The organism is Thermodesulfobacteriota bacterium (genome assembly GCA_040754335.1).
Classification (GTDB): domain Bacteria; phylum Desulfobacterota_D; class UBA1144; order Nemesobacterales; family UBA2774; genus 2-12-FULL-53-21.
In genome coordinates this window covers 62,826-75,699 of record JBFMCV010000002.1, presented here as the reverse complement: position 1 = coordinate 75,699, position 12,874 = coordinate 62,826, and the positions used below count along the sequence as shown (strand labels likewise).

The following is a 12,874-nucleotide window of genomic DNA, read 5'->3' as shown; positions in this document are numbered from 1 at the left end:
ATGACGTTGGTGCTTACCAATATATGGCTACAAACTCTGAATCAAGAAAACGCTCCTCAGAAGTCAATGTGTGGGGGACTTTATGGGACGCCACCAGTGGCAGAGGTTGACCCGAGAAGTCAAGGCCCGCATCCGAAAGCGCAACTTGACGGTACTGTGCAATTATTAGTGGTTCTCTATCAAACTTAAAACGCTCAAGGAGGAATGTAGCCATGCCTTCAAACGCCTCACGTCGTTCTTTTTGGCTAACAAAGGAATTGCACTGCTTTTCCGAAGGTAGGTTTGATTCCCGCAAATCCTGTTCAGTAATGCTATGTCCATAGTGTTGAGCCAACAATATAGCATAACAAACTAATGCGTCGTGCATGAGCTTTCGCTTTCTGTCAATACTTTGATTAGTTTTGCTTGCTGTGACCATAGAAGCTAGTACACCCGATCCCGCTATATTAATTTGGCTCCCAAGACCTGGGATTACAGAATTAAGGACGTGACTTAGTTTTACCGGTGTCCAAGAGTCATGGAGACCATTTTGTGCTACCCTGCATAGAACCCGACAGCGTGCTTGAGTAAACAAGACTCGCCTAATATCTTTCCAGAAAAGAGACTTCTCAGCAACACCAACCACATACAATGGACGAACGAGGGGGAATTCAGCAATTTGCAACTGATTCAAAAGTCTACGGTGTACAATCAATTCCTTTCCATTAATATTCACAACCCCATAATCTGTAACATAACCACGTACCGGAACAAGACCAGCGAGCAATTTCGTAAGAATACGATTAATAGATTTCACCTGAATAAGTTTATCGTAGGGATCAAGTCCGAACAGGTTAGAGTCCTCCTCTACAATTTCTAGAACAGCAGAGACAACTTCGCTCACACGGAAAATATCCTCCGCTTCTAGTTGAACTTCTGCTTCTAGTAACTGGCCCCGGGTAAGCTTCTCAGGGTCCACAACCCAACCATCAGTTGTCAGCGTTTCCATCCCAGCTATAAGGTCATTTAGGTTATGTATATTAGGGAGTTTTACTTGTTCGTTGATGGGCCGTATTACTAACGACTCCATTTCTAGTTCGTAGAGTTCTTTAAAAGTGGTCTGTACGATTGATTTTCGCAACACTTGTGAACCTTGTTCCACGCTACCTCCAATGGTACTAGCTATATCGGCCTTCAAGGAAGCTGTCTCAGTCTCTGTGAACTCGGTAGCGATCGGGCCTAGTCGTGATGCTATCAAACTATATACGCTTACTTCGTCAAGATAGACAAATTCGCGGAGAGTCGCCTTTTGACTTTTTGATGCTTGTTTACGTCGCCATCGTCGAATCCATCTTCGAAAACGGGCAAATAATCTCAACTCGACTTACCCCCAGGTGGTACCCATCCTGCTCGACGCCTCTGAGCGGACACTTGCTCGAAACCTCCCATATAGTCCTCAGCTATAATTTCCGACCGTCCATCAGCCACCGCTAGCAATGCAGCCTCGCTCCATATTGCTGCCAGTTCTGCCGCTGACCACGATTCTGTATTCTCCGCTACCCATTCATGGGGAAGAGTTCCATTGGTTGATAAGCGCCTCGCCGATACTCGAAGGATCGACTCACGGTCACGGCGGTCAGGGAGGGAGAAACTGACCTCCCAATCAAATCGACCTGGCCTACGTAGGGCGGCATCAATATCTTGGGGACGGTTTGTAGCCGCGATGACAATAACATTATCACTTGAAGTAAAACCGTCCATGAGAGTAAGTAGTTGTGCAACCACACGACGTGATACCTCATGGGATTCATCAGCACGCTGAGTTGCTAGGCTGTCAATCTCATCAAAGAAGATGATCGCTTTCTCTTGTTTTGCTGCATCCTCGAACAACAAGCGAAGTATCTCCTCACTCTGACCATACCATTTACTAAACACTTCGGGGCCGCTAATTTCATAGAATACCGAGTCTGTGCTATTCGCAATGATCCTGGCCAACATAGTCTTACCCGTTCCCGGGGGACCAGTAAATAGAACCCCTTTGATGGGACGGGCCCCGATCTTCGATAAAGCCTCCTTATGCTTAAGCGGCACTTCAATGAGTTCTCGGGCGCGATCAATAACGTGTTGATATCCTCCAAAGTCGTCGAATGTTTCCTGTCTAGCACCTTTCTGCGATTTAAATTTGGCGATAACGCTGTCGTCTATAGCTGGAAAGTCGATGTGCCTTATGGGCTGTTCCGCAAGAACGCGAATCACGCCAATAGAATCTCTTGCTTCTACAGTATTCCCCTCTTGGTAATTTATATCATTGCGTGTCGGGATCATTTTCCAGTGTACACCGGAATCTACAATTGTCGTATCAGGTAGCTTCACACGAACTACGCCGACCCAAGATTCCTCTAACCATAGTTCGTCTGGTGCTGTCTCAATGCGGTTCTCTTCTGGCCAAACAAGAACTACAGAACCTTTGTCGAATTCTAAAGAGTAGTGGCTATCCACAGTGGCTATTTTCCCGTTGGGAAACTCCAAGTAGAGTTTGCGACCCTCATCTTCAATAGCTCGTACACGAGCCACAGTGCCTGATTGACTCATCTCTTCGAATGAATTCATAGTTCGAGGCTCCCGGCGTGTGCATTTAAATTTTGCTAATATTGAATAGAAATAAATGCTTGCAACTACATCCTCTTACCAAACCATTTGGCACACTGCTCTCATCCTTTAATAAATGTGTACAAAAGGTTATAGGAAATTTATCATTAACAATCAAATGCATCAAACTCGTTTAGTTGAAAGGAATAACTCATGGAATAAAATATGGTAGGGTTTATTGTCCCTCAGGTTGTTAAACTGCTTTAAGCAACACCTCTTTCTTTACCAAAGAATAGCCAAAGAACCATCCATAATTCTTGGCACCATACAGAATCAGTAGACCATATGGAATCAATGAAAACCCTTTTTTAGCGGCAACTTGCAATAATTCAAATCTTCGCAGAAAGTTACGAAAATCCCCCAATACGGATTCCTAATCCTGGGGTCGGAGGTTCGAATCCTCTCGGGGACGCATTAATTTCCCGTAGCTAATGACCATGCTGCCTTAGTTCGAGGGCGTCCGGTTCCTCCTGTTCGTCGCAACCGTTCTCTCGGGGACGCATTAATTTCCCAAAGAAAAGTGACCGTGTTGCACTTTACCATCGGTGACCAATTCCTCGCCCGCTCGGGATTGTTCTCTCGGGGACGCAACTTCTTCCAAAACACATTGACAATGTTGCACCTTGCCAAAGGCGTCCAATTGCTCACTCCTTCGCAATTGTTCTCTCGGGGACGCACACACAATGTGTGCTCATAGCTGATATCTCCGTGGCTCCGTTGCGTGCCGGCCAATCACAGCCGATACCCTGTGACCTGAGTAATGTCGAGGGACTGAACACTTTTCCCGAAGCAGGGTAAAGAATCACATTTGGATTAATCGATAAAATGAGAGTAAAATTTATATTATATGTAAACGGGGAGGGCTAAACATGTCAAAGGCAAAAAGGGTAAAACAGATTAGCTTTACCATACCGAACAAGAAAGGTCTGCTATCGGAGATTGCAACTGCAGTCGCGGGCACCAAGGCAAATATCAACGCTATATGCGCATACGAGCAAGACAAGTCCGCATATTTCCTGTTAAGCACGGACAGCAATGCAAGGGCAAAGAAGCTGCTCAACAAACTAAAAATCAAGACCAAAGAAGAAGACGTCGTCGTGGTGGAAATGCCGAACAAGATCGGTGAATTACAGAAGGTCTCGGAAAAGATCTCCGACGCAGGCATCAACATCAATTATATGTACGGAACGACCGGAACGGGCAGGTCTTCGGTCTGCGTGTTTAAAACATCGGATAACAGTAAGGCTGTCAGGGCGATAAACAAGTAACCCCGAAAAGGCAATAAGCCTGCGGTTAGTATTGCACTTTTCCAACTGCTAATGCGTGCTGATAAACGATTCCGATCAACCGCTCTATAAAGGGAAATTCTCATCATGTGCTTACCGCTGGTATGCCGGCGGATGCCGGCCGCTGCACGGAGCGAGGCGGGACATGCCGTTTATTTCTCTTACTTAAATATCGTCTTTCATACCCCAAAAAATATCATTATAATTCGGGGATGAAAAAACTCTTTATACCGCTAATCCTTGTCGTTCTTTTCTGCGTTTCATGCGATTCCTCCGACAACACGTTCAACGTATTCGGTGACGATGAGCCCGACCCATCGGCTGTCGCTGAAGGTCCGGTCGAAGACGGTACCGTATTGAATATTGTCCTAGGGCTCGAGCGTTCACAGGAATTTCTGGCTGAGAGAATAGATGAGATCCACGACCCCGACTCTCCGTACTACCACGATTTCAGGAACGTATCGGAAATCGCGGAAGAGTTCGGAGCGGACGAATCCGTCATTGAGAGGGTTCAGGATTATCTGCATGAACGAGGCATCTCACTGGAAGTCGATCATACGGGGGGATTCTTATTCGGCCAGGCAACGGTCAGGCAGCTGAACGAGCTCTTCGACACACAGCTTTATTATTACAAAATAGACAAAGACACTTTCATTGCTCCATTTACTCCACCCACGCTTCCGTCAGAGCTCAGAGGGCTCGTGACAGAGGTGCTGGGTCTGAGCACCGAACCGTCTCTATGGGAGGTCCCTGAACCCAACGATCCCGACGAGGCCATCAGCCCTTCCGTCGTCATAGATACGCCCGGCTCCCCGGTGGTCACAGGGACCCGCGAAGGCTGCGGGGATGCATTAAAACGGAAGGGCTTCACCCCCAACCAGCTTCGAACCGCCTACGGGATCGACGAGCTTCATCAGCAGGGCTACAGGGGAGAGGGAATCACTTTCGCTCTTGTAGAAGGCACAAGATTCGAGCAATCGAATATCGATGAGTTCGCATCCTGTTTCGGAATTTCCGATCCCGTCGTTCCGACAGTCGTCCAGCTCGGAAGCGACGAGCTCAAACCCGACGGAGAACCGTTTCTCGATATCGAGATAGTTCTTATGATCGCCCCCAAGCTCTCGGGGCTTTACGTTTTTCAAAAGAAGCTCAATTCCCTGGCCGACTGGGTCACGCTCTTCTCCGCGCCGCTCAACACAAAGCACACGGCGGGGGTTCCCGTGCAGATTATGTCGGGGAGCCTCGGCAACTGCGAGGTTAAATGGGGATTCGCTGCAATAAGCATGATGGAATACGTATTCATGAACGCGGCCGCTTCGGGGGTTCACGTATTTATCTCCGCGGGCGACAGCGGTTCTTCCACATGCTACCACCACGATAAGAAGACCAAGACCAAGTCCGCCGAGTATCCCGCGTCGTCGCAATACGTCACAGGCGTCGGCGGGACGAACCTTGCGCTCAACGAGGACAACACGATCAAGGGAGAGGGCGTATGGAACGACCGGGATTTCCCCGCTCCCTACAACAAAAAGTTTGGAGCCGGCGGTGGCGGCAAAAGCAGGTTCCTATCGAGACCTCTCTGGCAGAAGGGAACGAAAATCAAGGGCTTCAGGAGGACGACGCCCGACGTCGCATTCTTCGCCGATCCTTTTCCCGGCTACGTCATCAACGACTCGCTGAGAGGCTGGTTCGATAACGGGGGCACGAGCGCGGCGACGCCCTTCTTCGCCGCATCCATGGCCCTAGTGCTCCAGGCCGCGGAGGAAAACGGCACAACCCTCGACCTCACTTACGAGATTATCTACAAACTCGCGAACAGCAATGCCTACGACGGTGTTTTTCAGGACGTTGTGATCGGGAACAACGACATCTTTGACGTCGGCTGCTGCACCGCGGGGCCCCGCTACGACATGGCGAGCGGGTGGGGTTCGCTCAATATCAATTCCCTGGCCGAAGTCCTGATCCCGTCTTCGGGAAACCGATAGCTTCAACAGAATTCAACTCCCGGCGCGTAACTGTTTGCCCGATCAAGAAGCTACACACGGCGGGAAATAAAACCCCCTTCCCTCACTCATATGCAAATCAGAACTTTAAAACCAACAAAGGAGATAAGGGAAGGGGAATATTTTATTACACAGGGGAGGGACGGCGTTTTGCCGCCCGCTGCCCCGGTGTATTGCTTACTATTTAAAGAACTGGTCGATGAAGATCATCAGCCTGCCCTGCACTGTAAAAGGCGTTTCATTGTAACGCACGCCGTCCGACTCAATCTGGTTGGCCGCGAGAGTATTGGCCGCCTGCGCCTCGAGGAGCGTATCCAAGCTGCTTCCCGGGAACACTATGCCGCCGATGAGGTCGAGGTTGACCCCAGGGTACATGTGCCAGGTAAGCGTACCTTCGACTTCCGTAGCCATGTAGGCATCGAGGCTCTCAACACCCGGGTAGGGGTTATCCGTTTCTTCGTTGAAAGCCACTACCACCTGGGGAGTGAAGGAGAGCTCGTCGATGAGCTTCACAGTTCCCCATGCTCTCGCGTAGTACGCGTTGAAAACGCTGCTCTCAACCTGGTAGATGTTCGGGATCATGTTCTTGAAGAGAAGGTTGTCGAGGTTGTAGGCGGGGTTGAAGTATACTATGCCTCCCTCGATCGAGCCCGTGCTCAGGTCGTCTCCCTTCGCCCATCCGAATTCGGCCGCTACTATCTTCATCGGCCAGCCCGGATATACTTCCGCGCGCGCCGCGAACACGATGTTGGAAGCGTCTATGTCGATATCTCCGACTCCGTCCACATGGAGCGTTCCCCAGACCGCGTCCATCTCGCCGACAAGTCTCCAGAGGTCGGACTTGTAGTCGATAAGACCCGAATAAAGTACAAGCTGGTCGAGGTTAACACCGCTGGTCGATGCGCCTGCGTTAGGCGGAACCCCCGGGTCCGTACCGCTCGTCGGGAAAGTGCCGACCGAGTCCTGGTGGATGTAAGGGAATACGAAACCTGCGACTGTCAGGTTGCCGCCCGCGACGTTCGGATTGTTGAATATAAGGGCCGCTGCCCCGATGTCGTAGCCGTTTCCGTTTCCCGTAACAACGCTGTTGCCTCCGGAAAGTATGTCGGAGACGAATACGAAGGTTATGGACGAAGAACCCGCCGCGAAGGACTTAAGATAGAGGAACCTGTCGAATATGGTTCCCAGGTCCGAATAAGGGTCCCACCCGCCGTTCAGATACATGCCGATACCCCAGTCGAACGGCTGGCGTCCGACTCTGACGAATCCGAGGTTATGAGGGAGGACTATATCCGCCATAAGGAACCTCACGTCGAAAAACCCGGGGTCGTCTATAGCTAAAGGACCGGTCAGGATAGCGCCCCTGAACCTGTCGCTGAACGATAGGTTCGAATTGACGACAGTGTTGCGTCCGCCCAGAAGCTCTGTCGTGGAACCGCCCCAAATGTTGTTGTCAAACACGTTCAGCTGTGCCCTGATGACGACGGAATCGCTGAGAACGAGTTGAGGGGTTAGGCGCAGAGTAGTATCCGCGAAAAATATATTGTCATCATTATTGTTGAAACCGAGGTCTATCGCGTTCTGTCTGCTCAACGCAGATATAAAGGTTGCGTTACCGATGTAACGCGCTCTCGTACGCATGTAACTCGGAAAGCCGCCCAAACTAAAATTGACTGCGAACGAAGGTGCGGCCGTAAAAAGAGCCAGCACGAACAGAATGAGCCATTTGGCCTTATTCATCTCTCCCTACCTCCTTGGATTTAGTTTTCGGATATTTACAACTTCGATTTTCCACCGCTAATAAGCTTGAAAGTAATATGCCAATTATCCCCGCGCCGTGATCATTGCCTTTTTGAAACGCTTAGGTGTCGAATGTCAGAAATTAGTACAGGAACCCGGATCGTCTCCTGCATAATATTTAAAAACAGGGACGAGAGCCCGGCATTCTTTTATCATCCTCATTCACTGCTCGAGATATTATTCGGAGTGGGGGTGCAGACTTTTGCGGAAATTTAATTCTGCGCCGATTGGCATATAATGTGACATATACCGGACGCCTGTTAGAATACTTATCTCGAATATGAGCAAGCCGAAGAGAATCACCCCGATCGTGATTTTGGTCCTCCTGATCGCAGCCGGGTTTGCCGTGTGGTGGTTCTATCTCCGGCCCAAGCCATTGACCGGTTTCGCATCGGGGAACGGGCGCATCGAAGCTACCGATGTGGATATCGCCACAAAATTTTACGGGCGAATATCGGAAATATACGTCGACGAAGGGGACATGGTCGAAGCGGGGCAGACCGTAGCCCGTATGGACACGAAGTCTCTCGAAGCCCAGCTGAGACAGGCCGAGGCTAACATAATCGGAGCAAACAAGCAGAGAAACGTCGCCATAGCCATGGTAGCCCAGCGAAAGAGCGATCTCAATTTAGCGAAAAGAAATTTAGCGCGCTCCGAAAGACTCTACGAAAACGACAACATTCCCCTCGAAAAACTGGATAGCGACAGGGCGGCTTACGACGCGGCGCATGCCATGCTCGATGCCGCAGAGGCCGACGTGGCCAATGCAGAAGCGGCGATCGATGCAGCGGTAGCGGATAGAGACAGGCTTATGACGGATATGGAGGACAGCTCACTCAAGACCCCGATCAGCGGGAGGGTCCAGTACCGTTTGGCCGAGCCGGGCGAAGTCCTCCCCGCAGGCGGGAAAGTTTTGACCGTTATCGACCTCACCGACGTTTACATGACCGTTTTCCTTTCCACCGAAGAAGCGGGGAGCCTGGGCATAGGAGCCGATGCGCGCATTGTCGTTGACGCTGCGCCTCAGTACGCGGTCCCCGCAAAGGTGACTTACGTCGCGTCGAAAGCCCAGTTCACGCCCAAAGAGGTGGAAACCACGGACGAGCGGCAGAAACTCGCCTTCCGCGTAAAGGTCCAGATCGATCCGGAAATCCTGAAGGAATACGAGCCATGGGTAAAAGCAGGACTGCCCGGTGTAGCCTACGTCCGGATCGACCCGGCCGCCGTATGGCCCGAATATCTAGACCGCTTCCCCGAGATGCCGCATGAATATTCAAAATGACAACTCCGGCGCAATCGCAAGACTCGAAAACGTAAGTCATAGATACGGTAAGACCATAGCCCTCGACAATGTCACGCTCGACATCCCCGCCGGATGCAAGGCGGGCCTCATCGGTCCCGACGGCGTCGGCAAGTCGACAATGCTCGCCCTTATCGCGGGCGTGCGAAAGATACAGTCAGGCAAAGTAGAGGTCCTCGGCGGAGACATGTCGGCCGCCTCCGCCAGAAACGCCGTCTGCCCGCTCATCGCATATATGCCGCAGGGACTCGGGAAAAACCTTTACCCTACCCTTTCGGTATACGAGAACATCGACTTCTTCGGGAGGCTTTTCGGGCAGCCCCGAAAAGAGAGGGAGTGGAGGATCGAAGAGCTGCTGACGGGCACGGGCCTCGCCCCTTTCTACGACCGCCCCGCAGGCAAGCTCTCGGGCGGCATGAAGCAGAAGCTCGGTCTCTGCTGCTCGCTCATCCACGACCCGGACTTCCTCATACTGGACGAACCCACGACCGGCGTTGACCCGCTCTCGCGGAGACAGTTCTGGGAGCTCATAGACCGCATCAGGTCACGGCGTAAGGGCATGAGCATTTTGATAGCCACCGCATACATGGAGGAGGCGGAGGGCTTCGACTGGCTCGTGGCCATGGACGCGGGCAGGATACTCGCTTCAGGCACTCCGGAAGAGCTTATAACCCGAAACGGTTTCAGGAGCCTGGAAGAAGCGTTCATAGGAATGCTGCCTGAGGAAGTGCGGAAGAGCCACCGGGAACTCGTCATCCCTCCACATGAGACGCGGGACGGGATGACCGCCATCGAGGCAAACGGTCTCACGAAGCGCTTCGGCGATTTCACGGCGGTCGACCACGTGAGCTTCCGCATCCGGCAGGGCGAGATATTCGGCTTCCTCGGCTCGAACGGATGCGGCAAGACGACGACAATGAAGATGCTGACCGGACTCCTGCCGCCATCCGAAGGGAAAGCGTCCCTTTTCGGAAAGCCCGTCAATTCGGGCGACTTGGCGACCAGGATGCGCGTCGGGTACATGTCTCAATCCTTCTCTCTATACAACGAGCTGACAGTGGGACAGAACCTCGTTCTCCACGCGAGGATTTTCAGCATCGGGAGGGACGATATTCGTGGGCGCGTTGCGGAGATGATAGAGAGATTCGGACTCGAAGGCGTGGAGAACGTCTTGACAGAAAAACTGCCGCTCGGTATCAGGCAGCGGCTGTCGCTTGCTGTCGCGGTTATACACGGCCCGGAGATACTCATTCTGGACGAGCCTACGTCGGGAGTCGATCCGGTCGCAAGAGACGGGTTCTGGGAGCTCCTGATAGAGCTTTCGCGGAAGGAAGGCGTGACGATATTCATCTCAACCCACTTTATGAGCGAAGGGGAGCGCTGTGACCGCATATCCCTCATGCACGCGGGTGAGGTGCTTGCGCAGGGAGCGCCGGCGGAGCTGATACGTAATAGAGGCTGCGGCAACCTTGAGGAAACCTTTATTTCCTACCTAAAGGAGGTGAGCGCGGGATCCGAAGAAACGGCGGAGCCCGGGATAAGCGGTAACGATAACCGCACGAGGGCCCGTGACGACCGCCTGTTCAGCCCGAGGCGCATGTGGGCGTACGCGCGCCGCGAGACCATGGAGATAAAACGCGATTACATACGGCTCGCATTCGCCATTCTGGGACCGATTATACTGATGATCGTTTTCGGGTACGGCATTTCGTTCGATGTCGAGAATCTCAATTACGCAGCGCTCGACCTCGACCGCACCCCGGAGAGCAGGGAGTATCTCGATAACTTCTCCTCGTCCCGTTACTTCAGAGAAGAGACCCCGATCTATGACCCCGCGGAGCTCGAGAACAGGCTCAGGAGCGGCGAGCTGAGGCTCGCAATAGAGATTCCGCCCGGTTTCGGAAAGGACATGAAGCAAGGCGCGAGCCCTGAAGTCGGGGTGTGGCTCGACGGGGCGATGCCGTTCCGGGCCGAGACCAGCCGCGGCTACGTCGAGGGCGTGCACAGGAGATACCTTGAAGAGCTGGCCGGAGGGAGCCCCGGCATGACGCCGATGCATCTGCCCGTGAACATAGAGACGAGATTCAGGTACAACCAGGACTTCGAGAGCGTGTTCGCAATGGTGCCCGGGATTATCATGATGCTCCTGGTATTCATACCCGCTATGATGACAGCGGTGGGCGTAGTACGCGAGAAGGAGCTGGGCTCGATAAGCAACTTCTACGCGACTCCCGTGACGAGGCTCGAATTCCTGCTCGGGAAGCAGTCTCCCTATGTGCTTATCGGCCTGATTAATTTCGGAACGCTGGTCCTCCTCTCCCTGTTACTGTTCAAGGTCCCGGTCAAGGGCAGCTTTACGGCGCTCGCCTTCGGCGCCCTTCTGTACGTGATATCGACCACCGGATTCGGAATGGTCATATCGACGTTCGTGAAGACCCAGATCACGGCCATATTCGCAACGGCGATCATCACGACCGTGCCCGCCATAAACTTCTCGGGCCTCCTGACCCCGGTTTCCTCGCTATCGGGCGGGGCTAACATAATGGGTCTCCTCTTTCCGTACGGTTATTTCCAGAAAATCAGCGCCGGAATAATCTCGAAGGCGCTCGCGTTCTCCGACCTGACGATCGACTATGCGGCACTGTCGGTGTTCGTGCTAGTGTATACCGTCCTCGGATTTTTACTGCTTAAGACACAGGAGAGCTGATGATCAAAAGACTCGACAACATCTACAGGCTCGGGATTAAGGAGCTCTACAGTTTTCGCTACGACCTCTTTCTTGTGTTCCTCATCGTGTACGCCTTTACGTTCGCTGTCTACGAGGCTACGGAGAGCGGCGGCACCGACGTCGAGAACGCGTCGATTGCGATCGCCGATGAGGACAGTTCCACGCTCTCCGGACGCTTTAGAGACGCCCTCCTCGATCCATACTTCAAGCCCCCGGTCATGATCACGGTCGGGGAGATCGACGCAGGCATGGATTCGGGGAAATACGCTTTTGTAATAGACATACCTCCTGACTTCCAGAAGGACCTGCTGTCAGGCAAAACACCCGACATACAGCTTAACGTGGACGCAACCGCCATGAGCATTGCCGGGAGGGGCGCCGCCTACATCCAGAACATCATATTCGAAGAGACGCAGGAGTTTCTCAAAGGAGAGAGTTACGAGACCCCCGTCGACATAGTCATCAGGTCGAAATTCAATCCCAATCTCGAATCCAGGTGGTTTCAGAGCGTGATGGAGATAATCAACAATATCACGATGATGGCCATAATACTCACCGGAGCCGCGCTGATAAGGGAGCGGGAGCACGGTACGATCGAGCACCTGCTGGTCATGCCCTTAAGCCCGTTCGATATAATGCTCGCCAAGATCTGGTCGAACGGACTAATAATAGTGGCCGCTTCCACAATGTCCCTGTATTTAGTCGTCCAGTGGCTGTTAGGCGTCCCGATAGCCGGTTCGATTCCGTTGTTCGTGGCCGGGACTATAGCCTATCTCTTTTCCGTGACATCGCTCGGAATATTCCTTGCGACAATAGCCCGCTCGATGCCGCAGTTCGGGCTCCTCGCGATTCCGGTCTTCCTCGTCATGTCGCTGCTCTCGGGCGCATATACCCCCCGTGACAGCATGCCTGTTCCGCTCCAGCTATTCATGCAGCTTTCCCCCTCGACACACTTCGTCGGATTCGCGCAGGCCGTGCTCTTTCGCGACGCGGGTATAAGCGCAGTCTGGCGCGACTTCGGAGCCGTGGTCGTTCTTGGAGTATTATTTTTGATTTCCGCCCTGATCCGCTTCCGCAAGGTGATGTCGGCAGCGCAGACATGACCCGGGAGAACGAGGACATGAACACG

8 protein-coding genes are annotated in these 12,874 nt (G+C 52.6%); 5 read left to right on the top strand and 3 right to left on the bottom strand.

Annotated features, from left to right (window positions below):
• Positions 1-13: 13 nt before the first annotated feature.
• A complete protein-coding gene (locus AB1598_03705; GenBank protein MEW6144107.1) occupies positions 14-1,177 on the bottom strand; it encodes a hypothetical protein in 1,164 nt (387 codons plus the stop codon).
• Between the two features lie 176 nt (positions 1,178-1,353).
• Positions 1,354-2,589, bottom strand: coding sequence for an AAA family ATPase (locus tag AB1598_03700; GenBank protein ID MEW6144106.1), 1,236 nt, complete (start codon positions 2,587-2,589; stop codon positions 1,354-1,356).
• Positions 2,590-3,497: 908 nt separating this feature from the next.
• On the opposite strand from AB1598_03700, the gene AB1598_03695 reads away from it, so the two are divergent.
• Positions 3,498-3,896 (top strand): hypothetical protein, encoded by a 399-nt coding sequence (locus AB1598_03695; protein MEW6144105.1) that lies wholly within the window; start codon positions 3,498-3,500, stop codon positions 3,894-3,896.
• A gap of 230 nt (positions 3,897-4,126) precedes the next feature.
• Positions 4,127-5,899 carry a S53 family peptidase gene (locus tag AB1598_03690; protein ID MEW6144104.1) on the top strand — a complete coding sequence of 591 codons (1,773 nt, stop codon included), beginning with the start codon at positions 4,127-4,129 and terminating at the stop codon, positions 5,897-5,899.
• Positions 5,900-6,097: 198 nt separating this feature from the next.
• Here AB1598_03690 and AB1598_03685 read toward each other — a convergent pair whose 3' ends face one another.
• Positions 6,098-7,657: a hypothetical protein gene (locus AB1598_03685; GenBank protein ID MEW6144103.1), complete on the bottom strand. Its 1,560-nt coding sequence runs from the start codon at positions 7,655-7,657 to the stop codon at positions 6,098-6,100.
• Positions 7,658-7,997: 340 nt separating this feature from the next.
• On the opposite strand from AB1598_03685, the gene AB1598_03680 reads away from it, so the two are divergent.
• From AB1598_03680 to AB1598_03670, 3 genes are read left to right on the top strand one after another with little or no spacing between them, the layout of a single operon-like run.
• Positions 7,998-8,999 carry an HlyD family efflux transporter periplasmic adaptor subunit gene (locus AB1598_03680; protein MEW6144102.1) on the top strand — a complete coding sequence of 334 codons (1,002 nt, stop codon included), beginning with the start codon at positions 7,998-8,000 and terminating at the stop codon, positions 8,997-8,999.
• Positions 8,983-11,724 (top strand): ribosome-associated ATPase/putative transporter RbbA, encoded by a 2,742-nt coding sequence (gene rbbA, locus AB1598_03675; protein ID MEW6144101.1) that lies wholly within the window; start codon positions 8,983-8,985, stop codon positions 11,722-11,724. Before AB1598_03680 ends, rbbA begins: the two co-directional genes overlap by 17 nt.
• Positions 11,724-12,848, top strand: a complete 1,125-nt coding sequence (locus AB1598_03670; GenBank protein MEW6144100.1) for an ABC transporter permease — start codon at positions 11,724-11,726, stop codon at positions 12,846-12,848. The genes rbbA and AB1598_03670 overlap by 1 nt, the downstream gene beginning before the upstream one ends.
• The last annotated feature ends 26 nt before the right edge of the window (positions 12,849-12,874 follow it).

Coding starts and splice junctions, on each gene's coding strand:
- AB1598_03670 (MEW6144100.1), top strand. CDS start 11,724: ATGATCAAAAGACTCGACAACATCTACAGGCTCGGGATTAAGGAGCTC.
- AB1598_03680 (MEW6144102.1), top strand. CDS start 7,998: ATGAGCAAGCCGAAGAGAATCACCCCGATCGTGATTTTGGTCCTCCTG.
- rbbA (MEW6144101.1), top strand. CDS start 8,983: ATGAATATTCAAAATGACAACTCCGGCGCAATCGCAAGACTCGAAAAC.
- AB1598_03690 (MEW6144104.1), top strand. CDS start 4,127: ATGAAAAAACTCTTTATACCGCTAATCCTTGTCGTTCTTTTCTGCGTT.
- AB1598_03695 (MEW6144105.1), top strand. CDS start 3,498: ATGTCAAAGGCAAAAAGGGTAAAACAGATTAGCTTTACCATACCGAAC.
- AB1598_03685 (MEW6144103.1), bottom strand. CDS start 7,657: ATGAATAAGGCCAAATGGCTCATTCTGTTCGTGCTGGCTCTTTTTACG.
- AB1598_03700 (MEW6144106.1), bottom strand. CDS start 2,589: ATGAATTCATTCGAAGAGATGAGTCAATCAGGCACTGTGGCTCGTGTA.